Source organism: Halosegnis longus (assembly GCF_009663395.1).
GTDB lineage: Archaea > Halobacteriota > Halobacteria > Halobacteriales > Haloarculaceae > Halosegnis > Halosegnis longus.
Genome location: NZ_QKNW01000001.1, coordinates 2,093,484 through 2,113,310, shown reverse-complemented (window position 1 = coordinate 2,113,310; position 19,827 = coordinate 2,093,484). Strand labels below are relative to the sequence as shown.

21 protein-coding genes are annotated in these 19,827 nt (G+C 67.3%); 12 read left to right on the top strand and 9 right to left on the bottom strand.

The window, feature by feature from the left end; translation table 11 throughout:
- Window positions 1-28: 28 nt before the first annotated feature.
- The gene (locus DM818_RS11470; RefSeq protein WP_075936596.1) at window positions 29-205 is read right to left on the bottom strand and encodes a 50S ribosomal protein L37e; all 177 of its coding nucleotides are present in this window, start codon (window positions 203-205) and stop codon (window positions 29-31) included.
- Entirely contained in the window at window positions 202-384 is a 183-nt protein-coding gene (locus DM818_RS11465; protein ID WP_075936597.1) for an LSM domain-containing protein, read from the bottom strand. The genes DM818_RS11470 and DM818_RS11465 overlap by 4 nt, the downstream gene beginning before the upstream one ends.
- A gap of 151 nt (window positions 385-535) precedes the next feature.
- On the opposite strand from DM818_RS11465, the gene DM818_RS11460 reads away from it, so the two are divergent.
- Window positions 536-2,257: an ATP-binding protein gene (locus tag DM818_RS11460; protein WP_153952629.1), complete on the top strand. Its 1,722-nt coding sequence runs from the start codon at window positions 536-538 to the stop codon at window positions 2,255-2,257.
- On the opposite strand, the gene DM818_RS11455 is transcribed toward DM818_RS11460, so the two are convergent.
- Entirely contained in the window at window positions 2,258-3,319 is a 1,062-nt protein-coding gene (locus DM818_RS11455) for a M20/M25/M40 family metallo-hydrolase (protein ID WP_123124611.1), read from the bottom strand.
- Window positions 3,320-3,403: 84 nt separating this feature from the next.
- Here DM818_RS11455 and DM818_RS11450 point away from each other — a divergent pair, with 84 nt between their 5' ends.
- The gene (locus DM818_RS11450; protein WP_123124165.1) at window positions 3,404-3,601 is read left to right on the top strand and encodes a hypothetical protein; all 198 of its coding nucleotides are present in this window, start codon (window positions 3,404-3,406) and stop codon (window positions 3,599-3,601) included.
- Here DM818_RS11450 and DM818_RS11445 read toward each other — a convergent pair.
- Together DM818_RS11445 and DM818_RS11440 are read right to left on the bottom strand one after the other, a co-directional pair.
- On the bottom strand, window positions 3,598-4,215 hold the full coding sequence (locus tag DM818_RS11445) for an alpha/beta hydrolase (protein WP_233571999.1): 618 nt from the start codon (window positions 4,213-4,215) through the stop codon (window positions 3,598-3,600). The genes DM818_RS11450 and DM818_RS11445 overlap by 4 nt on opposite strands.
- Window positions 4,215-5,159 (bottom strand): ring-cleaving dioxygenase, encoded by a 945-nt coding sequence (locus tag DM818_RS11440; RefSeq protein ID WP_123124167.1) that lies wholly within the window; start codon window positions 5,157-5,159, stop codon window positions 4,215-4,217. Before DM818_RS11440 ends, DM818_RS11445 begins: the two co-directional genes overlap by 1 nt.
- A gap of 65 nt (window positions 5,160-5,224) precedes the next feature.
- Here DM818_RS11440 and DM818_RS11435 point away from each other — a divergent pair, with 65 nt between their 5' ends.
- The 3 genes from DM818_RS11435 to DM818_RS11425 all read left to right on the top strand — a co-directional run bounded on the left by DM818_RS11435 (window position 5,225) and on the right by DM818_RS11425 (window position 6,848).
- Window positions 5,225-5,575: a winged helix-turn-helix transcriptional regulator gene (locus DM818_RS11435; protein WP_123124168.1), complete on the top strand. Its 351-nt coding sequence runs from the start codon at window positions 5,225-5,227 to the stop codon at window positions 5,573-5,575.
- A gap of 78 nt (window positions 5,576-5,653) precedes the next feature.
- Window positions 5,654-5,851 carry a hypothetical protein gene (locus tag DM818_RS11430; protein WP_075936604.1) on the top strand — a complete coding sequence of 66 codons (198 nt, stop codon included), beginning with the start codon at window positions 5,654-5,656 and terminating at the stop codon, window positions 5,849-5,851.
- Window positions 5,852-5,894: 43 nt separating this feature from the next.
- The gene (locus tag DM818_RS11425; RefSeq protein ID WP_153952628.1) at window positions 5,895-6,848 is read left to right on the top strand and encodes a zinc-dependent metalloprotease; all 954 of its coding nucleotides are present in this window, start codon (window positions 5,895-5,897) and stop codon (window positions 6,846-6,848) included.
- Window positions 6,849-6,859: 11 nt separating this feature from the next.
- Here the strand turns inward: DM818_RS11425 and DM818_RS11420 are convergent, their stop codons facing one another.
- Window positions 6,860-8,980 (bottom strand): thioredoxin domain-containing protein, encoded by a 2,121-nt coding sequence (locus DM818_RS11420; RefSeq protein WP_123124169.1) that lies wholly within the window; start codon window positions 8,978-8,980, stop codon window positions 6,860-6,862.
- A 121-nt stretch (window positions 8,981-9,101) separates the two neighbouring features.
- On the opposite strand from DM818_RS11420, the gene purD reads away from it, so the two are divergent.
- The 4 genes from purD to DM818_RS11395 are packed head-to-tail and all read left to right on the top strand — an operon-like array spanning window position 9,102 to window position 14,759.
- Window positions 9,102-10,397, top strand: a complete 1,296-nt coding sequence (gene purD / locus DM818_RS11415; protein WP_153952627.1) for a phosphoribosylamine--glycine ligase — start codon at window positions 9,102-9,104, stop codon at window positions 10,395-10,397.
- Between the two features lie 42 nt (window positions 10,398-10,439).
- Window positions 10,440-13,763, top strand: a complete 3,324-nt coding sequence (locus tag DM818_RS15190; RefSeq protein WP_235907928.1) for a DEAD/DEAH box helicase family protein — start codon at window positions 10,440-10,442, stop codon at window positions 13,761-13,763.
- Window positions 13,764-13,793: 30 nt separating this feature from the next.
- Complete coding sequence (locus DM818_RS11400) at window positions 13,794-14,312, top strand: acyltransferase (protein ID WP_075936609.1); 519 nt, start codon at window positions 13,794-13,796, stop codon at window positions 14,310-14,312.
- A 6-nt stretch (window positions 14,313-14,318) separates the two neighbouring features.
- Window positions 14,319-14,759 carry a hypothetical protein gene (locus DM818_RS11395; protein ID WP_075936610.1) on the top strand — a complete coding sequence of 147 codons (441 nt, stop codon included), beginning with the start codon at window positions 14,319-14,321 and terminating at the stop codon, window positions 14,757-14,759.
- Here the strand turns inward: DM818_RS11395 and DM818_RS11390 are convergent.
- Together DM818_RS11390 and dacZ are read right to left on the bottom strand one after the other, a co-directional pair.
- Window positions 14,756-15,559 carry a mechanosensitive ion channel domain-containing protein gene (locus tag DM818_RS11390; RefSeq protein WP_075936611.1) on the bottom strand — a complete coding sequence of 268 codons (804 nt, stop codon included), beginning with the start codon at window positions 15,557-15,559 and terminating at the stop codon, window positions 14,756-14,758. The two genes, DM818_RS11395 and DM818_RS11390, sit on opposite strands and share 4 nt — an antisense overlap.
- 1 nt (window position 15,560) lies before the next feature.
- Window positions 15,561-16,367, bottom strand: a complete 807-nt coding sequence (gene dacZ / locus DM818_RS11385; protein ID WP_075936612.1) for a diadenylate cyclase DacZ — start codon at window positions 16,365-16,367, stop codon at window positions 15,561-15,563.
- A 114-nt stretch (window positions 16,368-16,481) separates the two neighbouring features.
- Here dacZ and DM818_RS11380 point away from each other — a divergent pair, with 114 nt between their 5' ends.
- The 3 genes from DM818_RS11380 to moaC are packed head-to-tail and all read left to right on the top strand — an operon-like array spanning window position 16,482 to window position 18,496.
- Window positions 16,482-17,294 (top strand): alpha/beta hydrolase, encoded by an 813-nt coding sequence (locus DM818_RS11380; protein ID WP_153952626.1) that lies wholly within the window; start codon window positions 16,482-16,484, stop codon window positions 17,292-17,294.
- Window positions 17,295-17,333: 39 nt separating this feature from the next.
- Window positions 17,334-18,026 (top strand): RNase P subunit p30 family protein, encoded by a 693-nt coding sequence (locus DM818_RS11375; protein ID WP_075936614.1) that lies wholly within the window; start codon window positions 17,334-17,336, stop codon window positions 18,024-18,026.
- On the top strand, window positions 18,023-18,496 hold the full coding sequence (moaC, locus tag DM818_RS11370) for a cyclic pyranopterin monophosphate synthase MoaC (RefSeq protein ID WP_075936615.1): 474 nt from the start codon (window positions 18,023-18,025) through the stop codon (window positions 18,494-18,496). Before DM818_RS11375 ends, moaC begins: the two co-directional genes overlap by 4 nt.
- On the opposite strand, the gene hflX is transcribed toward moaC, so the two are convergent.
- Window positions 18,493-19,800, bottom strand: coding sequence for a GTPase HflX (hflX, locus tag DM818_RS11365; protein ID WP_075936616.1), 1,308 nt, complete (start codon window positions 19,798-19,800; stop codon window positions 18,493-18,495). The genes moaC and hflX overlap by 4 nt on opposite strands.
- Window positions 19,801-19,827 lie beyond the last annotated feature (27 nt).

Sequence of the window (19,827 nt, the reverse complement as noted above, 5' to 3'; positions counted from 1 at the left end):
TGTCGAGCGCGGCGAGGGAAAAAGCAGTTCAGTTGTCGCCCGTCTTGCCCTGCCACTCGTACGAGCGGCGGCTGGCGGACTCGCCGAAGCCGCACGACGAGCAGACCTTCTTGCGGGAGTGGTAGGACTTCTCGCCACAGCGTCGGCACTTCACGTGTGTCGTCTTGTTCTTCTTTCCTTGAGACGGAGTACCTGCGCCGGTCATGGTTGAATCGAGACAACGTTGTCCCCGCGGATAATCGTTGTGTTCTCGCCGTCGAGAACGAGATTCATGTGCTGGTCGTAGCCGGTGAGTTCACCGTCGAACGTCTCTCCGCCTTTCAGCGTCACCGTCACTTCCTCACCGAGTGTCGCCTCCAGTACGTCAAGCGGTCGGTCGGCCATACCCTAACGGGTAGACGCCCACGCTTAAACACACCGAGACGCACCGACGCCCCCGAGCAGGGCCTCGATGCCATTGTGACCGGGTGAGACGGTCGAATACCGGCTATGAAAGCATCTGCTTTATTATCCGGGCTTGCGTCTCTTTGATAACGTGGTGTCGCTTTTCGACCCAGCGGCGCTTTCTCACCCCTACGTCCCAGCGGCCGTGCTGGCGTTCGTCGTCGGCCTGCTCGCAATCGGCTTCGTCGGGCGGCTCGAACGCACGTCACAGACGCGGAGCTATCTGCTCTACGCGATCGTCCACACGATCGGAACGGGGGCGGTGTTCGGCGAGATGGTCGTCGCCGTGCCCGCGCTCAAACAGCTGTTCGGACTGACGACGTACGTGTTCAGCACCTGTCTCGGCTCGGTCGCACTCCTCTACTTCGCGATGGTGTACTGCGACCGGACGGACCTGTTGGCACGGCGGTCGGTCCAAGCAGTGCTCGCCGGGACGCCGCTCGTCTTACTGTCCGCCGCGCTCGTCAATCAGTCCGTCCACGTCATCGCGGGACCGAGCAGACTCGTGGCCAGTGGACCGCTCGAGGTGTACGGTGCCGCGACCAGACCCGGCGGGTATCTGCTCGGCCTCTACGTCGTCGCGCTCTCCGTGTACAGCATGTGGCCGCTCGTCGACTACTACCGCGGCCAGTCGGGGACGCTGCTCAGACAGGGGCGCATCCTCGTCGCGGGGTTCGTCCCCGCGCTCGCGTTGATGGGGGTCGGTATCTTCGACCTTCACCCGTTCCCGCACATCCCGATAGAGACGTGGGGGTTCTCCGCCGGCGTGCCGTTCGTCCTCTGGGGGTTGTTCGGCTACGGGGTGTTCGGCACGGTCCCCGTCGCACACAGACGCGTGGTCGAGGGACTCGACGACGGCGTCGCCGTGACCGACCCCGATGGCGTGGTGCTCGACGTGAACGAGCGACTCAGCAGGCTCCTCGGGGTCGACCCCGACGACGCGGTCGGCGACCCGGCGACGGCGGTGTTCGAGGAGACGCCGCTCGCACACGCACCCCCGGTGGCTGGACGACCGGACGAGGACGTGCGCGTCGAGGTGGACGGCGAGACGCGACGGTTCCACGTCTCGCAGTCGTCGCTCACCGACGGGCGAGATATCCGGGTCGGGACGGCGACGGTGTACAGCGACGTGACCGAGCGCCGACAGCGCGAGCGGGAGCTGGAACGGCAAAACGAGCGGCTCGACCAGTTCGCCGACAACCTGGCACACGACCTCCGGACCCCGCTCGCGACCGCACGCATGTACGCAAGCGAACTAGAGTGCAAACATGACGACCCCGACGCGGCGCAGGTGGCCACCTCGCTCGACCGGATGGACACGATGATAGAGAACATGCTCACGCAGGCCCGCGAGGGGGCGACCGTCACGGACCCGGAGCCGGTCGCTCTCGCCGACATCGCGCGAGACGCGTGGGACCGGCTCGACACCGAGCAGGCCCACCTCGAGGTGCAGGGTGAACGGACCGTCGACGGCGACCCGTCACGGCTCCGGCGGCTCTTCGAGAACGCCTACCGGAACGCAATCGAGCACGCCGGCCCCGACACGAGCGTGACGGTCGAGGTGACCGAGGAGGGGTTCACGGTCGCCGACGACGGGCCGGGGATACCGGAGTCGGAGCGTGCACGCGTGTTCGACTCGGGCTACACGACCCGGCCGGCAAACACCGGCTTCGGACTCTCGATTATCGCCGCGCTGGCTCGCGCACACGACTGGCGCGCGGCGGTCGGTGAGTCGGACGCCGGCGGCGTCGCGGTGCGTATCATCACGGACGCACAGGCGACACTCGAGGAGGGAGCCGTCGTCGCCGACTGATTAGATGTCGACCGCGAAGGGTGCAAACTCCTCGGCGCTCGCGGCGAACCGACCCATCAGCTCGCCCACGTCGTCGAGGTCGTCGGTGTCGATGACCTCCACCGGCGTGTGCATGTAGCGGTTCGGAATCGAGACGTTGAGCGCGGCCTGGCCGCCGCGTGCCGTCGAGAAGCTCTCGGCGTCGGTGCCGGTGTCGCGACCCGCGGCGGTCAGCTGTACGTCGATACCCTCGTCGTCGGCCACGTCGCGAACGGCCTCGACGACGACCGGGTGGTTCGCCGCGCCGCGCCCGATACCCGGCCCGGAGCCGAGTTCGAGGCTCGCGCTCTTGTTCGGGGCGTTGGGCGAGTCCGTCGCGTGGCCCACGTCGGCCGCGAGCACCACGTCGGGGTCGAGGTCGTAGGCGATCATCGCCGCGCCCTTCCGCCCGATTTCCTCTTGGACCGTCGAGACGGCGTACACCGTCGCGTCGGCGTCGGCCTCAACGGCGCGCCGGAACCCCTCGGCCGCGGCCCAGACGCCGGTGCGATTGTCCATCCCGCGGGCGGCGACGAGCGACCCTTGCAGGTCGCGAATTCGGGTGTCGAAGGTAATCGGGTCGCCGGTCTCGACGAGGTTGGTCGCCTCCTCCTCGTCCTCGGCACCGATGTCGACGTGCATCTCCGCGATTTCGGGCGTCTCGTCGTCACCCTCGCGCAGATGGATTGCGGTCTGGCCGACGACGCCGGAGACGGGGCCGTCGCGTCCGTGGACGAGGACGTACTGGCCCTGCGTGACGGTCTTGTCCGAGCCGCCGATGCGGGTCAGCTTGAGGAAGCCGTCGTCGGTCACGTCACGGACCATCAGCCCGATTTCGTCGCCGTGGCCGGCGAGCGCGACCGCGGTGTCCACGTCCGGGTCGCCCTCGTGGACGGCGACGGCGTTGCCGTAGGTGTCCGTGCGAACCTCGTCGGCGTACGGCTCGACGTAATCGAGGAAGACCCGCTGGCCGGCGGTCTCGAAGCCGGTCGGCGTCGCGGTTTCGAGCAGTGAGTCGAGGAACTCTCTGTGTGGTTGTTCCATACCCTGGCTGTGGGTGCCGTCCACAAGTGTGTACTGACTCCTCGCGGCCAGAATCGTTAGGTGCCCCCGCGTCGACACGACGGTATGGCAGAGTTCACCTTCCTCAGACTCGACTTCGGCGACGTAACCGTATCGACCGGCGGCGAGACGCCCGTCCTTGAGACCGACGACTCCCGAGACGACGGTGACGGCTCGTCGGGGAGTCGCGCGTGGCTGGCCGCGCTCGTCGGACTGCTCTTTCTCGCGGTGCTCGCCGTGCTCGTGAACCGCCGGCGCGACTAGAGGTTCGTGACCGTCTCGCGCAGGTAGTCGAGTTCGTCCTCGTTGACGCCGTGGCCCATCCCCTCGTAGAGCCGCTTTTCGACCGTGGCGTTCAGCGACTCGAAGATGTCCTCGGTGTCGTTGACGCGCTCGACCGGGATGTGCGGGTCCACGTCCGAGCAGCCGAGGAACACCTCGGTCCCCTCCATGTCGCCCTCGTAGCCGCCGAGGTCGTCACCGATGAGCCCGCCCGAGAGTGCGGCGACGCCGCCGTACTCCGTCGGGTTCCGCGCGGCGTACTCGGTCGTGAGACAGCCGCCCTGCGAGAAGCCGACCAGCAGGATGCGCTCGCGGGGGATGCCGGCGTCGACGAACTCGGAGACGAGCCGGTCGATGGCGGCCAGCCCGTCGGTGCGGCCCGGCTCGTTCTTCTCGACCGGCTCGAGGAACGAGTGGGGGTACCACGTGTTGTTCGTCGCCTGCGGCGCGGCGTAGGCGGCGTCCTCGCGCGGGAACTCCTGTGCCATCGCGAGAATCGAGGGTGCGGTCGCGCCCCGGCCGTGCGTCAGGATGACGCCGACCTCGGCGTCCTCGGGGTCCGCGCCGGCGCGGGCCGGCTCGTTCTCGTGGACCATCATCGCACCTCCACGGGCGTCGCGGTCAGCTCCGGCAGCGACTCCTCGATGCGCTCGCGGTCGCCTTCCAGCCACTCGGGGAGCTTCAGCGACGAGCCGAGTTCGTCGGCGGATTCGTCGGTCGTGAAGCCGGGCCCGTCGGTCGCGAACTCGAACAGCACCCCGCCGCGTTCGCGGAAGTAGATGGAGCGGAAGTACTGGCGGTCCTTCTGCTCGGTGACGCCGTACCCCTCCTCGGAGAGCGCCTCCTGCCACGCGAACTGCGCGTCGTCGTCGGGGACGCGGAAGGCGACGTGGTGGACCGTGCCGAGTCCGGGCTGGCCGCGGTCGCTCGTCTCGTGGAGGTCGACGACCGTCGCGTACTCGCCGTCTGCCTCGAATCGGGTGTAGTCGCCCTCCTCGCCGGTCTGTTCGTATCCCATGAACTGGAGGAGCCCAGCCGTCTCGGTCGTGTCCACGAGCGCGAGCGTGACGGAGTGGAAGCCACGAATCGCGTGTTCGGCGGGCACGTCGCTACCCTCCCACGGCTCGACGCTCTCCTCGTCGCTGGCGACGAGTTCGTACCGGAGGCCGTCGCCGTCGCGGAAGCCGAGCACCTGCTCGCCGAACCGGTCGGTTATCTCGTTGCGGTCCACGTCGTGGTCGTCGAATCGGTCGGCCCAGTAGTCGAGACTGCCGGCCGGGACGTGGAAGGCGGTCGTCTCGACCTGTCCCGCGCCGACGGTGCCGGACTGTCCCTCCCCGAACGGGAAGACGGTGAGCGCCGTCCCCGGCTCGCCCGTCTCGTTGCCGAAGTAGAGGTGATACGTCGTCACGTCGTCGAAGTTCACCGTCTGCTTCACGAGTCGAAGCCCGAGCACGTCCCGGAAGAACCGGACCGTCTCGTCCGGGTCACTCGCCATGCTCGTTACGTGGTGGAGTCCTTGAATCGGTGCTTTCGCCATGTTACCTGATAGTGGCCCGTAACTACTTATACGCTCGCGGACACAGTGGATAGTAGGTAACAACGATGTCATCACAAGAGCGCTACAGCGAGGAGGCGTGTGTCGTCATCGACTCACTCGAACAGATCGGGTCACAGTGGCGGCTCATCGTCCTCCACGACCTACAGGAGGGCGAAAAGCGATTCAACGAGCTCAAGCGGTCGACGAGCGCGTCCTCGCGCACCCTCTCGCGCGTGCTCGACGACCTCGGCGAGATGGGGTTCGTGAACCGTCGGCTCGAAGAGGACGCTCCCGTCGCGACCTACTACTCGCTGACGGACAAGGGCGAGTCGCTCGGTCCCGTGTTCGAGGCCATCGAGGAGTGGGCCGGCGACTGGCTCGACCCCGATGAAGAGCAGTCGCTGCTCGCCGAGTAGCCATCCGCCTCCTCGCGGGCGCTCGACGCCCGTGAGACCGTCACAACGCCTTTTTGCCCTGCCGGCGTCCGTTGCTGTATGACCACGCCGAGCGACGAGCAGTCACTCGAACGCGTCGTGGAGCGTCGCGGTCCCGCCGGCGCTGCAATCGGCGGGGCGACCGGCGCGGCGCTCGCGGCGAGCACGGACGCGACCGCGCTCGTCGCCGGAGTCGCCGCCGGAGCCGGTGTGCTCCTCGCTATCGGGCTATCCGTCGTGCTCGCGAGGGTGCGGTAGCGCCCGGGGGAAGGCCTATGCGCGCGCCGCCGGTACGTTTTGTATGACACTGTTTCGAGCCGTCCGCGCCGTGACCGAAAGCGAGGGCGACGCCCCCATCGACTGGGACGCCGCCGGCGAGGTGGCGAAAGCCGCCATCGACCCCGGCGAGCTGTCGCTCACGGAGGCCGAGGAAGTCGGCTACGCCGAGGACGTGCGCGCGGCCCGCTCGCGCATCCGCGAGGTCGCCGAGGTGGAGTTCGACGTGCCGGACGCCATCGAGGTGCAGAATCGCCACCACTGGATCGACGCGAACACCCCGACGTTCCGGCGGGTGATGGAGCCGGTCGTCGAGGAGTTCGCCAACGGTCCCGCGCCCGGATTGGCCCGCTCGCTCAACACCGCGACGACCGGCGGAATGCTCGCCTTCCTCGGGAACAACGTCCTCGGGCAGTACGACCCGCTCTTGCTCGCCGACGAGCCGCACGCGCTCTACTTCGTCCACCCGAACATCGAGAAGGTGGCCGACCTGCTGGACGTGGACCGCGAGCGGTTCCGCCGCTGGATTGCCTTCCACGAGGTGACCCACGCCGCCGAGTTCGGGGCCGCGCCGTGGCTCTCCGGGTATCTCGAAGACGCGATGCTCGACGGCATCGAGTCCCTCTCCGAGGGTCGGCTCGAACGCGAGGCGTTAGCCGAGGTGAACGTCGCCATGACCGCGGTCGAAGGGTACGCCGAACTCGTGATGGACCGCGCGTTCGACGACGAGTACGACGACCTCCGCCGGAAGCTAGACGAGCGCCGCGGCGGCTCCACGCCGGTCGGCAAGCTCGTCCGCAAGCTCCTCGGCTTGGGGATGAAACAGGAGCAGTACGAGCGGGGCAAGGCCTTCTTCGACGCCGTCGCCGACGACCGCGGGGTCCACGGCGCGAGCCGCGTCTGGGAGTCGCCCGAATACCTGCCCAGCGACGAGGAGCTCGACGATCCGACCGCGTGGCTCGCCCGCGTTCCGAAGTAGGGACCGCGTTCCTACGGCGACCAGTCGAGCGCCTCGCCGAGGTCGTGCGTCGGCGGCGAGCAGGTGCGGTTCCGGCAGGCGTACACCGTCGGCTCGCCGTCGCGCGCCTCGCGACCGGCCCAAATCGGCGGAGCCGTTTCGAGACCCAGCGCGTCGAGCCACGCCTGTACTCCGTCCTCGGTCGGTGGTCGAACCGAAAGCAGCCGGAGCGGGAGATACCGGTCGGTGAGGGTCTCGCGCCACGCCGCCGGAAGCGAATCGGCGGCGACGGTGAGCTCATACCGACCAGTGGCGAGCGCGTCCGTCGCGAGCGCGAGGGCGGCGTGGTTGAGCGGCGTCGCATCGACGGTCTCGGCGTGCGTCTCCGCGACGCGGCGCGCGACGGTTCCGAACTGGCTGTCGGGTCGGAACTGTGCCAGGGCGTCGAGCACGTCGACCGCGACGCCCGTACTGGAGGGTGTCGAACTGTCGTCCAACGCCTGCGGGCGGGCGATGAGGGATTCGCCGTCCTCGGGCGTGAAGTAGAGCGTCCCCGCGTCCGCGTCGTAGAACGCCGCGACGAGCGCGTCGGCCAGCGAGCAGGCGAAGTCCAGGTGGCGCACGTCGCCGGTCGCCTCGTAGGTCGCGAGCGCGCCCCGCGCGAGGAAGGCGTAGTCTTCGAGGTAGCCGTCGCCGGCCGCGTCGCCGTCCTTCCAGCGACGGGTGAGTCGGTCGCCGTCCCAGAGCCGTTCGCGCGCGAATTCGAGGGCTTCGACCGCGGTGTCGGCGTACGAGCCGTCGAACACGAGCCCGGCCTCGGCGAAGGCGTGGACTGCGAGCCCGTTCCAGCCGGCGAGCACCTTCTCGTCGCGGGCCGGAGCCGGGCGGTCGTCGCGAGCGCGGTGGGCCTGTTTGCGGGCGCGAGCCAGCCGGTCTTCGATTTCATCCTCCGGGAGGCCGAAGGACGCGGCGAGGTCACCGACGGAAGTGGTCTCGGTCAGCACCGTCCAGTCCGGCTCGGCCCCCTCCGGGAAGTTTCCCCGCTCGTCGATGCCGTAACGCGCAGCGAAGAGGTCGGCGTCCGTCTCGTCGTCGATTGCCGCGCGGACGCGCTCGGGCGTCCAGACGTAGTAGGCACCCTCGACCTGCTCGCCCGCGTGTTCGGAACGCGCATCGAGGGTGGAGAAGAAGCCGCCGGCCTCGTGACGGAGGTCGCGGTCGAGGAAGTCGAGCGTGTCGCGCGCGACGCTGGCGTAGCGGTCGCTGTCGAATCGCTGACTGCCGGCGAGGAAGACCCGCGCCAGCCCGGCCTGGTCGTAGAGCATCTTCTCGAAGTGGGGGACCACCCACTCGCGGTCGGTGCAGTAGCGGTGGAAACCGCCGCCGACGTGGTCGTAGAGGCCGCCGCTGGCCATCGCGTCGAGTGTCTCGCGCGCGACGGTTCCGGCCTCATCGTGGCCACGCGTCGAGGCGCGCAGGAGTAGTTCGACGCGAGCCGGATTCGGGAACTTCTGGCCCCCGCCGAAGCCGCCGTACTCGCGGTCGGCCTGGCCGACGGCGTGGTCGGCAGCGTCGGCGAGGAGACCGTCAGAGAGCTCTCCCGGCGAGTCGGGCACATCTTCGAGCTCGCCGCGGGCGGCGGCGGTCCACTGCTCGGCGCGCTCCTCGCTCTCGGCGCGCTGTTCGGGGTCGGCCCACGCGTCGGCCACGTCCTGAACCAGCTGCCGGAATCCCGGCTGTCGCTGGCTCGCGTCCTTCGGGAAGTAGGTGCCGACGAAGAACGGCTTCCCCTCGGGCGTACAGAAGACGGTGAGCGGCCAGCCGGCGTGGCCACGCACCAGCTGACAGACGGTGATGTACAGCGAGTCGAGGTCGGGACGCTCCTCGCGGTCGACCTTGATCGGGACGAACTCCTCGTTGACCGTCTCTGCGATGTCCGGGTCCGAGAAGCTCTCTTCTGCCATGACGTGACACCAGTGACACGAGGAGTAGCCGATGGAGAGAAAGATAGGGCGGTCGAGTTCGCGGGCGGCCTCGAGTGCGGTCTCGTCCCACGGCTGCCAGTGTACGGGGTTGTCGGCGTGCTGTTGGAGATACGGGGACGCCTCCTCGTCGAGTCGGTTCCGCCGGAGCGCGTCGGGTGCGTCTGACATACCTCTGCGTTGGCGGGCGACGGGGAAGAATGGTCGCCACGCCGGCAGATACACACGGTAGTGCACACTCTCTCGACCAGAGAGGGTAACGTTTACACTCGTCTGCATACCCCCACTCGACATGGACGACACCGAGCGGGTGCTGTTGGTCGGCGGTGGTGGGCGTGAACACGCGATTTCGCGAGCCGTCGCGGCGAGCGACGCGACGCTGTTTGCCTGCGCCTCGAACCGGAATCCGGGCATCGAATCCCTCGCCGCCGAACTGGAGACGCTGGACGAGACGGACCCCGAGGCGGTCGCCGCGTACGCCGAGTCGGTCGACGCCACGCTCGCCGTCGTCGGGCCGGAGACGCCCCTTGCGGCGGGCGTTGCCGACGCGCTGGACGACGCCGGCGTCTACGCCTTCGCCCCCCAGCAGGCCGAGGCGCGCATCGAGACGGACAAGAGCTTCCAGCGCACCTTCCTCGACGACCACGACATCGCCGGCAACCCCGACTACGCCGTCTTCGAGTCGACCGACGAGGCCTGCGAGTACATCGACGGCTACGACGGCGACCTCGCGGTCAAGCCGGCCGGTCTCACCGGCGGGAAGGGCGTCCGCGTCACCGGCGACCAAGTGACGAAAGCCGAGGCGAAGCAGTATCTCCGCGACAGCGACTACGACCGCGTCGTCCTCGAGGAGCGACTCGTGGGCGAGGAGTTCACCGTGCAGGCGTTCGTCGCGAACGGGGACGTGCGACTCACCCCGGCCGTCCAGGATCACAAGCGCGCCTACGAGGGCGACGAGGGACCGAACACCGGTGGGATGGGTAGCTACACCGCCCCGACCCGGACGCTCCCGTTCATGGACGAGGGAGACTACGACGCCGCGGGCGATATCATCGAATCGGTGGTCGACGCGCTCCCGGAGTACAAGGGCGTCCTGTACGGCCAGTTCATGCTGACCGACGAGGGACCGAAAATCGTGGAGTTCAACGCTCGCTTCGGCGACCCCGAGGCGATGAACACGCTCCCGGTGTTGGAGACCTCGTTCCTCAACGTGGTGACCGCGGCCCGCGACGGCGAGCCGCTTCCGGAACTGCAGTTTTCCGAGCGCGCGACCGTCTGTAAGTACGCCGTCCCCGCGGGCTACCCGACCGACCCCGAGGCCGGTGCGCTCGTCACGATTGACGCCGACAGCGCCGGCGACGCGCTCCTGTTTTACGCGAGCGTCGACGCCCGCGAGGACGGCATCTACACCACCACCTCCCGCTCCTTCGCCGTCGTCGGGACGGGCGAGACGATCGCCGACGCCGAAGCCGTCGCCGAGCGCGCCCTCCAGCGGGCCGGCGACGACGGACTCCGCGCCCGCCACGACATCGGCACCGCCGACCTCGTCCAGCGGCGCATCGACCACATGGCCGAACTGCGCGAGTAGCGACACGCGCTGCTTTTGTCCGCGCTTCCCCTACTCGGGATAGTGACAGACGACGCCGACACCACCCCCGAGCCGGCAATCCGCCGGGTCGACGTGGACCTGACGCTCGATACGTTCTACGACGCCCTCCAGTCGGTCGGCCGTCCGCTCGCGACCGCGAGCGAACTCGCCCGCGAACTCGGCGTGAGCCAGTCGGTCGCGCTCGACGCGCTCGAATCGCTCGCCCGGACGGGGCGTATCGACTCCGCCGACGTGGAGACGGACCCCCGCGTCTGGTTCCCGAGCGACTACAAGGAGACGGCCGACCGCGAGCGCGTCGTCGTCTTCCCCGGTCGCCGGCAGGTCGTCGTGGACGGTCCCTCGCAGTTCACCCGCGCACAGCTCTCGCAGTTCGCCCACCTGGAAGACGCGAACCGCGAATCGGGCTACATCTACGAGGTGCGCGAGGAGGACGTGTGGAGTGCGCCCTACGACGAATTTTCGGGACTTCAGCGCACGATGCGACAGGCGCTCGGCGAACGCTCCGACGCACTCGAAGAGTGGGTCCGCTCGCAGTGGGAGCGCGCCCGGAAGTTCAGACTCTACAGCCACGAAGACGGCTACACCGTCCTCGAAGCGAAGAGCGCGGACCTGATGGGGAACATCGCGGAACAGGAACTCGACGAGGGTGACCTGCGCGCGCTCATCTCCGACACCGAGGCGTGGATTGCAGACGACGCCGTCGCCGGCGTGAAACGCACCCTCTACGAGGCGGGCTACCCCGTCCTCGACACCCGCCATCTCGACACCGGCGACGACCTGCCAATCGACCTCGACGTCGATTTGCGCGACTACCAGAACGAGTGGGTGAACCGCTTCGCCGAAAAGCGGTCGGGCATCCTCGTCGGCCCGCCGGGCTCCGGCAAGACGGTCGCCGCGATGGGCGTCATGTCCGCAATCGAAGGGGAGACGCTCGTGCTCGTTCCCGGGCGCGAGCTCGCCGCCCAGTGGAAGGAGACCATCGTCGAACACACCTCGCTCTCGCCGGACGTTATCGGGGAGTACCACGGCGGGAAAAAGGAGATTCGCCCCGTCACCATCGCCACCTACCAGACCGCCGGGATGGACCGCCACCGCCACCTGTTCGACGACCGGAAGTGGGGGCTCATCGTCTACGACGAGGTCCACCACATCCCAAGTCCGATACACCGGCGCTCGGCGTCGCTACAGGCGAAGCACCGCCTCGGATTATCGGTCGATGGGGAGACGATGGTCCCGATTCGGAACGGCGGAGAGCTTTCGATGCGACCGATTGCGGAGTTTGCCGAAGAACACCTCGCCGCAGGTCCGGGTATGGAGCGTCTTTCGGGAGTAGAAACGCTCGGCGTGACCGAAGACGGAGCGGTCGAGTGGACGCCGATACAGGCTGTGATGCGACATCGCCACGACGGCCAAATGTACCGCGTCAGAGGGCGCAACGGGCGAGAGGTTACCGTCACCGGCGACCACTCACTCATCGTTTTCGACGGGGAGATAATGGAAATAACGAGCAAGGTCGCTGCGGAGTTGTCCGAGACGGACTATCTCCTACAGCCGGAGGCAGTTCCAGCACCGGGAGTGACGGACCAGACGGTCGATGTGATGGAACTGCTTGACGAGGGATACGTACTCATCGACGACGATACACCGGAGTCCGTATTTGACCCACTGTACGAGCGTGGTATCGGTGACAACAAAAGTAGATACAACTGGAAATCGCGTCGAAGTATTCCACTGTCTGTCGCCCGCGAAATCGACCTCAATCGCGAGTGTATCAAGGGTGTCTACGTGCACGGTCGCCACAGTTACATTCCACCTGAGGTTTCCACAGGAGCGTTTGCACGGCTTCTCGGCTTGTTCGTCGCAGACGGTGCCCTCGACGACGGGCGGGTGGAGTTCTACGCGACAGATTCGGACAGGAAATCCGAAGTCGCGGCGTTCGAGCAGGTCATTCGTGGCGTGTGTCCAGAAGTGGACATCAGCTACGTCACAAACGGCGAGAATTGCACGACACTCCGTGTCACTGGACCACTCGTTCGTGTACTCCGTTCACTTGGTCTGTCGAACGGGGCCAGAGACAAGTCAGTACCTTCGGTCGTTCTCTCGAACCCAACAGCCTACGAGCCGTTCATCGAGGGAATCGTTCTCGGAGACGGACACAGAGCGAAGCGCGAGCGAGGAAAGGAGATGGTCACCATCTCGACATCGAGCAAGCAGTTGGCCGCCGGGCTAAATCTCTTGTTGGCCGCCCGCGGCTACGTGGGTGGAGAGTATCACCGCAATCCGGAGGTCGGTGTTCGTGAAGGAGACCACGACACCGTCGAGAACTATCTGGTCCGATTCAATCCGAACAACGACGGCCAAACCGGGCGGCTCTCGCTCACTTCGTTCACGGAGCCGCTACAGCGTGCATACGACGAGGCCGAGCGATACGGGCCTCGACGCGCGGACGGTGGGACGTTCGAGAGCGGACTGGCAGAGAGGATGCGACTCAACGACGACGAACTATCGGCCGTCACACAGCGAGGCGACGTAGATGCCGAGTGGCTCACTGAGACAGACGTGGCGATGCTCGACGTTGAGAGTGTCGTCGAAGTTGACTCTGAGGACGAGTACGTGTACGACCTCTCGACCGGTACCGAGAATTTCCTCGGCGACCACTTGTTCTGTCACAACTCCGCGACGCCAATTCGGGAAGATGACAAGCAACAGGAAATCTACACCCTCATCGGCCCACCGATTGGGACGAACTGGGCGGCGCTGTTCGATGCCGGCTACGTCGCCGAGCCGGAAATCGAGATTCGGCTCGTCCCGTGGGCGGACGACGAGGCGCGCCGGGAGTACGACGCGGCCGTCGGCCACGACAAGCGGAAGGCCGCCGCTGAGAACCCGGCGAAGCTCCCCGAGATCGAGGCCATCCTGCGCGAGCACCGCGGCGAGAAGGCACTCGTCTTCGTGGAGTACATCGAGCAGGGCGAACAGATTGCGGAGGCGCTGTCGGTGCCGTTCGTCTCCGGCGAGATGCGCCACGCCCGCCGCCGAAAGCTGTTCGACGAGTTCCGCCACGGCGCCCGTGACGTGCTCGTCGTCTCGCGGGTCGCAGACGAGGGCATCGACCTGCCGGGCGCGGAGATTGCGATTGCGGCCTCGGGGCTGGGGGGCAGTCGGCGACAGGGCGCACAGCGGGCGGGGCGGACGATGCGCCCGGTCGGCAAGGCCCGGATGTACGTGCTCGCGACCCGCGCGAGCAAGGAAGAGGAGTTCGCACGCTCGCGGACCCGCCACCTCCAGGGGAAGGGGATTCGCGTGCAGGAGCGAGGCGCAGAGACGGCAGAGGAAAGCGAGTAGAGTCAAGTCGGGCCGCGACGACGGACCGGTATGAGCGGCGAGAGAAACCGAGGACGACGCCACGACAGATTACAGCGGCGACCGACCGGCGGGCCGCACAACTCGATGTGGGCGAGCTGGCGGGAGGAGAAGTCGCTGTTTCGGTTGGTGTACAACTACCTGCTCGTGGTCGTTGCCCGACTGATTCCGTCGCTGCGGCTGCGCTCGTGGGCGCTCCGGCGGCTCGGTGCGACCGTCGGCGACGGTGTCGGCTGGGGGCTGGAAGCGACCGCCGACGTGTTCTTCCCGGAGCGTATCACGCTCGGCGACGACTGCATCGTCGGCTACGACGCCGTCCTGTTGTGCCACGAGTATCTACAGGAGGAGTACCGGGTCGGCGACATCGTCGTCGGGGACAGAGCGATGATCGGGGCGAAGGCGACCGTCCTGCCCGGCGTGGAAATCGGTGCCGACGCGCAGGTGGCCGCGAACTCGCTGGTCACGGAGGACGTGCCCGCCGGCGCGACTGTCGCGGGAGTCCCTGCCGAGCCAGTCGAGCGTGGTGAGTAATCCACGATGGTAACGGAACCGACAGTCGGCGACCATCTCGCGACCGACCACCGCGACTACCGGAGCGGCGTCTACCGGGTCGTCGGCGTGGGCGACCGGCAGGTGACGCTGCTCGTAGTCGGTGACGAGGAAGGAAAGCGCCTCCACACCGGCGAGGTGGTGTCGGTCCCGCGGTCGGCCCTCGACGACTTCGCCGCCGTCGAGCCGCCGACGCGCCGGCAGTCGCTGCGCGAGTCGATTCAGGCGGGGCGGTCGATCGGCTACTGGTCGCTGCGTTCGAACGCGCGACAGCTCCGTGCACGGCCGACGCAGACGGCAGTCGTGGCGCTCCTCCTCGGCGGTGGCCTGCTGCTCGACGTGTTGAATCTCGCGCCCGAGACGGTGACGGCAGCACTCGTCGTCGCCGGAAGTCTCCTGTTCGTGTTCGTGGCCACCGGCCGGCTCTAATCGCGGACGACGACGATGCTGTCGGCGAACACGCGGCTGTTCGGCACCGTGAACTCCTCGTCGCCGGCGTCGATGCGCGTGACGAACACGTCGATTTCCTGGACGATGCCGCGTCGTCCGTCGAGTTCGACCTCGTCGCCGATGGCGTACGGCTCGGTGAGGAGGAGGTAGATGCCGGCCGCGCCGGCCGCGAGCAGCGGTCGCGTCGCCAGCCCTCCGATGAAGACGACCCCGAAGGCGTAGGCGGCGAGCAGAACCAACAGCGGGAGCGTCGCGACCCCCACCTGTGCGAGCGCGATGAGTCCGGCGACGTAGAAGACGCTGTACTTGACGGCCGCGGGGAGGAGATTCACCTCGGGGAGCTTAATCGACCGGAGCCGCTCGCGGAGATACAGCTCCAGTTTGTCCCCGGCGATGACGCCCGCGATGAGGACGACGGCCGCGATGAACAGCTGCCGGAAAAAGCGGCTCAGCTGGTCGGTGAGGAGGCTCTGTGCCGACGCGTTGGCGACCTGGAGCGCGATGACGGTACCGAGCACGAGCACGAACAGTCCACAGAGATTCGCGAGGACGCCGACGGTCGAGGTGCCGACGTTGCGCGCGGTGCGCTCGAACGGCGTTCCCTCGACGGCCCGCGGGACGTCGAACCGACGGAGCAGTCGACGGACGTACCGACGCGTGAGAATCCCCGCAATGACGCCGAGCAGCAGGACGACGATGCCGAGAAAGAGGTCGAACCGCTCGGAGAGCAGATGGTGGACACCCGCGACGAAGCCGGTCCCGCCCGAGTTGTGTGGCATCTCAGTAGGCCTCCGGGTCGAGTTCGAGGATGAGTTCACCGCCCTGGAAGGCGCGAATGAGGCCGTCCGACTCCGAGAGCGCGATGCTGACCGCGTTCGTCTCCCGGGTGATGCCGGCCGCGGCCATGTGGCGCGCGCCCAGCCCCTTCGGAATGTCCGTCCCCTCGGCGGAGGGTTCGAGGTAGCGGTAGGCGCTCACCAGTTTGCCCGAATCGGAGATGACGAACGCGCCGTCCAGCCGGGTGAACTCCTTCAACATCACGTTCACGATGGGGTCGCCCACGTGGACGTGTGACTTCTCGAAGGGGTTGTACGAGAGCGGTCGTGATTTGTTCATCACCTTCCCGGCGTCGCCGACGACGAACAGCGCCCCCACCTGTTTGCCCTTCTGACCTTTCTTCCCAAGTTCGATTGCGACCTCGAACACGTCGCGGATGACGCTCGGGTCGGCGCGCGACCCGGTGAACAGCGTGTACGCGCCGGAGTGCTCGAAGGCGTCGGCCTTGACGCGCGTCACGGTGTCGACGCCGTCGAAGACGGAGGTGACACAGCAGACGACGTGTTCCTCCTCGATGTGACCGTTGTTGAGCGCGCCCTCCAGCCCGAAGCGGATGCGCTCTTTCACGTCGGCGAACTCGATTGGCAGTTCCACGTACGTCTCCGCGCCCACGTCGTTTTCGGGGGCGACGACGATGACCGGGAGGTCGCTTTCGGCCGCCACCTCGTAGTAGCTCCCGGTCGGCGAGAACAGACACACCGCGTCCACGTCGTCGACAATCTCGTCTAGCAGGTCACGGAGGTCGCTCATTGAGCGAACGTCTCGGTCTGCCGGAAAAAGAATTGCGGCAGGCGTCTGCCGCGTGGCTGTCAGCCGTCTGACGGTGATGCGTAGCTTTTTGCTCCAGTCGCGGTACCACACCGCATGGGAGAAAATGACACTGTGCGTGGACGAGACATCTATCGCGAGCGGACGGCGACGGTCGCGACCGACCGGGGGGATGGGCCGGCGGTCGTCTTCGCGCACGGAACCCTGATGGACCGGACGATGTTCGACCCGCAGCTCGCGGCCCTCAGCGACGAGTACCGGTGTGTGGCGTACGACCTCCGGGCGCGCACCGACCGCTACGCCGACGAGTACGACCTCGACGACCTCGCCGACGATTACGCCGCACTGCTCGACGGACTCGACATCGACTCCGCCGTGCTCGTCGGGATGTCGATGGGCGGGTTCACCGCGCTCCGTGCGGCCGAGCGTCACCCCGACCGCGTCGACGGCATCGTGCTCGTGGATTCGGATGCGGGCACCCACTCCGAGGACGACCGCAAGCAGTACCGGCTGCTCATCGACCGGCTCAAAGACGTGGGCCACGCGACCGACGCGAGCATCGAGGTCGCGCGCCACCAGCTGTTCGGGGAGACGACACGCGAGCAGCGCCCGGAGCTCGTGGACCGGTGGGCGCGCAAGTGGGCGACGTATCCGGGACTCGCCGTCCACAACGAGATGGCGTCGTGGCTCGACCGCGACGACTTCACCGCGACGGCCGAAGAGCTGGACGTGCCGGCGCTCGTCACCCACGGCGAGGAAGACGTGAGCATCGAGATGGCGAAGGCCGAAGCGACGGCCGACGCGCTCGACGCCGAACTCGCGCGGATTCCGGAGGCCGGCCACTCCTCGAATCTGGAGAACCCCGAAGCGACGAACGCTGCGCTGCGAGAGTTCCTCGCGGGCGTGTAATCTCCGAACGCTCTTGTTCCCGGCGAGCGACGCTCGGGTATGTACGAGGGCGTCCACGCACATCCCGACGGCGACGCGACCGTCGCCCGCCACGCCCTGACCGCCGGCGAGTACGGCTACGACGGCATCGTGGTCCGGAACCACGGCGACCGCCAGACCGAGTACGACCCCGCGACCGTCGCCGACGAAACCGGCGTCGACGTGGTCGACGGTATCGAGCTCCGGAGCGACGACCGCGCACAGCTGTCGGGGCTCGTCTCGCAGTACCGCGACGACCGGACGCTTCTCGCGGTCCACGGCGGCGACGACAACATCAACCGGTTCGCCTGCGAGGAGCCGATGGTCGACGTGCTTGCGCACCCGATGGCCGGCGAGGGGGACGTGAACCACGTCCTCGCGAAGGCGGCCAAACGGAACCACGTCCACCTCGAGTTCGACCTCTCGCCGGTGTTCACCGCCGACGGCGGAACCCGGGTACAGGCGCTTCGCGATTTGCGGAAGCTCCGCGACATCGTGACCTACTACGACGCCCCGTACGTCGTGAGCCTGAACCCCGACTCCCACCTCGCGGTCCGCGCCCCGCGTGAGGTGGTCGCCGTCGCACGGGAGGCGGGGTTCGACCCCGAGTGGACCCGCGAGGGGTTGCGCGCGTGGGGTCGGCTGGCCGAGCGTAATCGTGAGCGACTCGCCGAATCGTTCATCGAGCCGGGGGTGCGACTGGAAGACGAATGAGCGACGACGACCTCACCCACACCGACGAGTCGGGCGCGACCGAGATGGTAGACGTCGGCGAGAAGCCGGACAGCAAGCGGCGCGCCGTCGCCTCGGGGTCGATTCACCTCCGCTCCGCAACCGTCGCGGCGGTCGAGGAAAACGACCTCGCGAAGGGCGACGTGTTGGCCGTCGCCCGCGTCGGAGCGATTCAGGCCGTCAAACACACGTGGGAGACGATTCCCATGTGCCACCAGATTCCGGTGACGAACGTCGAGACGGAGTTCACGCTCGCCGAGGAGCGCATCGACCTCGCGGTTGCGGTCGAGACGACCGGCAAGACGGGGTGTGAGATGGAGGCGCTGGAGGGCGTGACGACCGGGCTGAACGTCGTCTGGGATATGGTGAAGTCGGCCGAAAAGGACGCGGACGGACAGTATCCGGCGACGCGGCTCTCGGACGTGGAAGTCGAATCGAAGGAGAAGCGCTAGGACTCGGCGGCGAGGTCCGCGGCCTTCGCGCGCGACTGCTCGACGACGCTCGGGCGGGCGTCGAACTCGATGATGACCTGCTCGCCGTAGTCCACGTCGTCGACGCTGGCGTGGTCGTGGACCCACGAGACGAGACTCATCGCGTCGTCGGTCATCGGGAGCACGAGCCGTTCGTGCTGGTAGTCGGGGAGTTCCTCGTCGACGCGCTGGCGCAGGGCGTCGATATTGGTTCCCTCCTTCCCGGAGACGGCGACCGGGTTCGGGGCAAGCGGCGAGAGCGTCTCCTTCTTGCGGGCCAGTTCCGCTTCGTCGACTTTGTCGATTTTGTTGAGGACGGTGACGATGGGGGCCTCGTTGCGCTCGTACAGCGTGTCGTGACACGTCACCAGCTTCTCGCGAATCTCCTCCACGTCGTCGGAGATGTCCACGACCAGCAGGACGAGGTCCGCACGGTACACCTCCGAGAGCGTGGATTTGAACGACTCGACGAGCCAGTGGGGGAGATCGGAGATGAACCCGACGGTGTCCGTGACGAGCGCGTCGTGGTCGCCCATCTTCGCGCGCCGGGTGGTCGTCCCCAGCGTGGTAAAGAGCCGGTTCTCGCTTTCGGCCGTCGTATCGAGGTCCGGGTGCATACCCTCGTTTTCGTCCACGTCGAGGTCCTCGGCGAGCCGTCGCAGGAGGGTGGACTTGCCGGCGTTGGTGTAGCCGGCCAGCGCCACGAGGTCGAAGCCGGATTCGCGCCGCTGTTCGCGCCGGTGTTCCTCCGTCTCCTCGATGGTTTCGAGTTCGTCGCTGATGCGCGAGATGCGCGCCTTGATATCCTGCTCGCGGGACTCGTCGTACTCGCCCAACCCCATGAAGCCGGGGCGTTCATCCCGCTTGGCGAGGGAACTTTTCGCCTCGGCGCGCGGCAGCTCGTAGCGAAGCTCCGCGAGTTCGACTTGGAGCTGCGCCTTCTTGGTCTGGGCGCGCTGGCCGAAGATCTCGAGAATCAGTCGGAAGCGGTCGAGCACCTCGACCGACTCCGGGAGCTTGTTCCCGATGTTGTACGTCTGGTAGGGACCGAGCCGGTTGTCGAAGATGACGGTTTTCGCGTCGGTCTCGCGGACGAGCGCCGCGAGCTCCTCGACTTTCCCCTCGCCGAGACAGAAGGCGGGGTCCTCCTTCCGGTGTTGGGTGAGTTCGCCGACGACGTGATAGCCGGCGGCTCCGGCTAGTTCGCGAATCTCGTCGGTGTCTGGACTGGGCGCGTCACCGCGCTTTGCGACGACGGCCGGGCCGTTGTGTGGATTGCCGCTCACTCACACCCGAGTTGGGCACACGAGTAC

Excerpts from the sequence above, each read along its gene's own strand:
- DM818_RS11430 (WP_075936604.1), top strand. The coding sequence starts at position 5,654 with ATGACCACGCCGAGCGACGAGCAGTCACTCGAACGCGTCGTGGAGCGT.
- DM818_RS11435 (WP_123124168.1), top strand. The coding sequence starts at position 5,225 with ATGTCATCACAAGAGCGCTACAGCGAGGAGGCGTGTGTCGTCATCGAC.
- DM818_RS11440 (WP_123124167.1), bottom strand. The coding sequence starts at position 5,159 with ATGGCGAAAGCACCGATTCAAGGACTCCACCACGTAACGAGCATGGCG.
- DM818_RS11395 (WP_075936610.1), top strand. The coding sequence starts at position 14,319 with ATGGTAACGGAACCGACAGTCGGCGACCATCTCGCGACCGACCACCGC.
- DM818_RS11470 (WP_075936596.1), bottom strand. The coding sequence starts at position 205 with ATGACCGGCGCAGGTACTCCGTCTCAAGGAAAGAAGAACAAGACGACA.
- DM818_RS11445 (WP_233571999.1), bottom strand. The coding sequence starts at position 4,215 with ATGGTCCACGAGAACGAGCCGGCCCGCGCCGGCGCGGACCCCGAGGAC.
- moaC (WP_075936615.1), top strand. The coding sequence starts at position 18,023 with ATGAGCGACGACGACCTCACCCACACCGACGAGTCGGGCGCGACCGAG.
- DM818_RS11420 (WP_123124169.1), bottom strand. The coding sequence starts at position 8,980 with ATGTCAGACGCACCCGACGCGCTCCGGCGGAACCGACTCGACGAGGAG.
- DM818_RS11400 (WP_075936609.1), top strand. The coding sequence starts at position 13,794 with ATGAGCGGCGAGAGAAACCGAGGACGACGCCACGACAGATTACAGCGG.
- DM818_RS11390 (WP_075936611.1), bottom strand. The coding sequence starts at position 15,559 with ATGCCACACAACTCGGGCGGGACCGGCTTCGTCGCGGGTGTCCACCAT.
- DM818_RS11425 (WP_153952628.1), top strand. The coding sequence starts at position 5,895 with ATGACACTGTTTCGAGCCGTCCGCGCCGTGACCGAAAGCGAGGGCGAC.
- DM818_RS11465 (WP_075936597.1), bottom strand. The coding sequence starts at position 384 with ATGGCCGACCGACCGCTTGACGTACTGGAGGCGACACTCGGTGAGGAA.
- DM818_RS11450 (WP_123124165.1), top strand. The coding sequence starts at position 3,404 with ATGGCAGAGTTCACCTTCCTCAGACTCGACTTCGGCGACGTAACCGTA.
- DM818_RS11380 (WP_153952626.1), top strand. The coding sequence starts at position 16,482 with ATGGGAGAAAATGACACTGTGCGTGGACGAGACATCTATCGCGAGCGG.
- dacZ (WP_075936612.1), bottom strand. The coding sequence starts at position 16,367 with ATGAGCGACCTCCGTGACCTGCTAGACGAGATTGTCGACGACGTGGAC.
- purD (WP_153952627.1), top strand. The coding sequence starts at position 9,102 with ATGGACGACACCGAGCGGGTGCTGTTGGTCGGCGGTGGTGGGCGTGAA.
- DM818_RS11375 (WP_075936614.1), top strand. The coding sequence starts at position 17,334 with ATGTACGAGGGCGTCCACGCACATCCCGACGGCGACGCGACCGTCGCC.
- DM818_RS11455 (WP_123124611.1), bottom strand. The coding sequence starts at position 3,319 with ATGGAACAACCACACAGAGAGTTCCTCGACTCACTGCTCGAAACCGCG.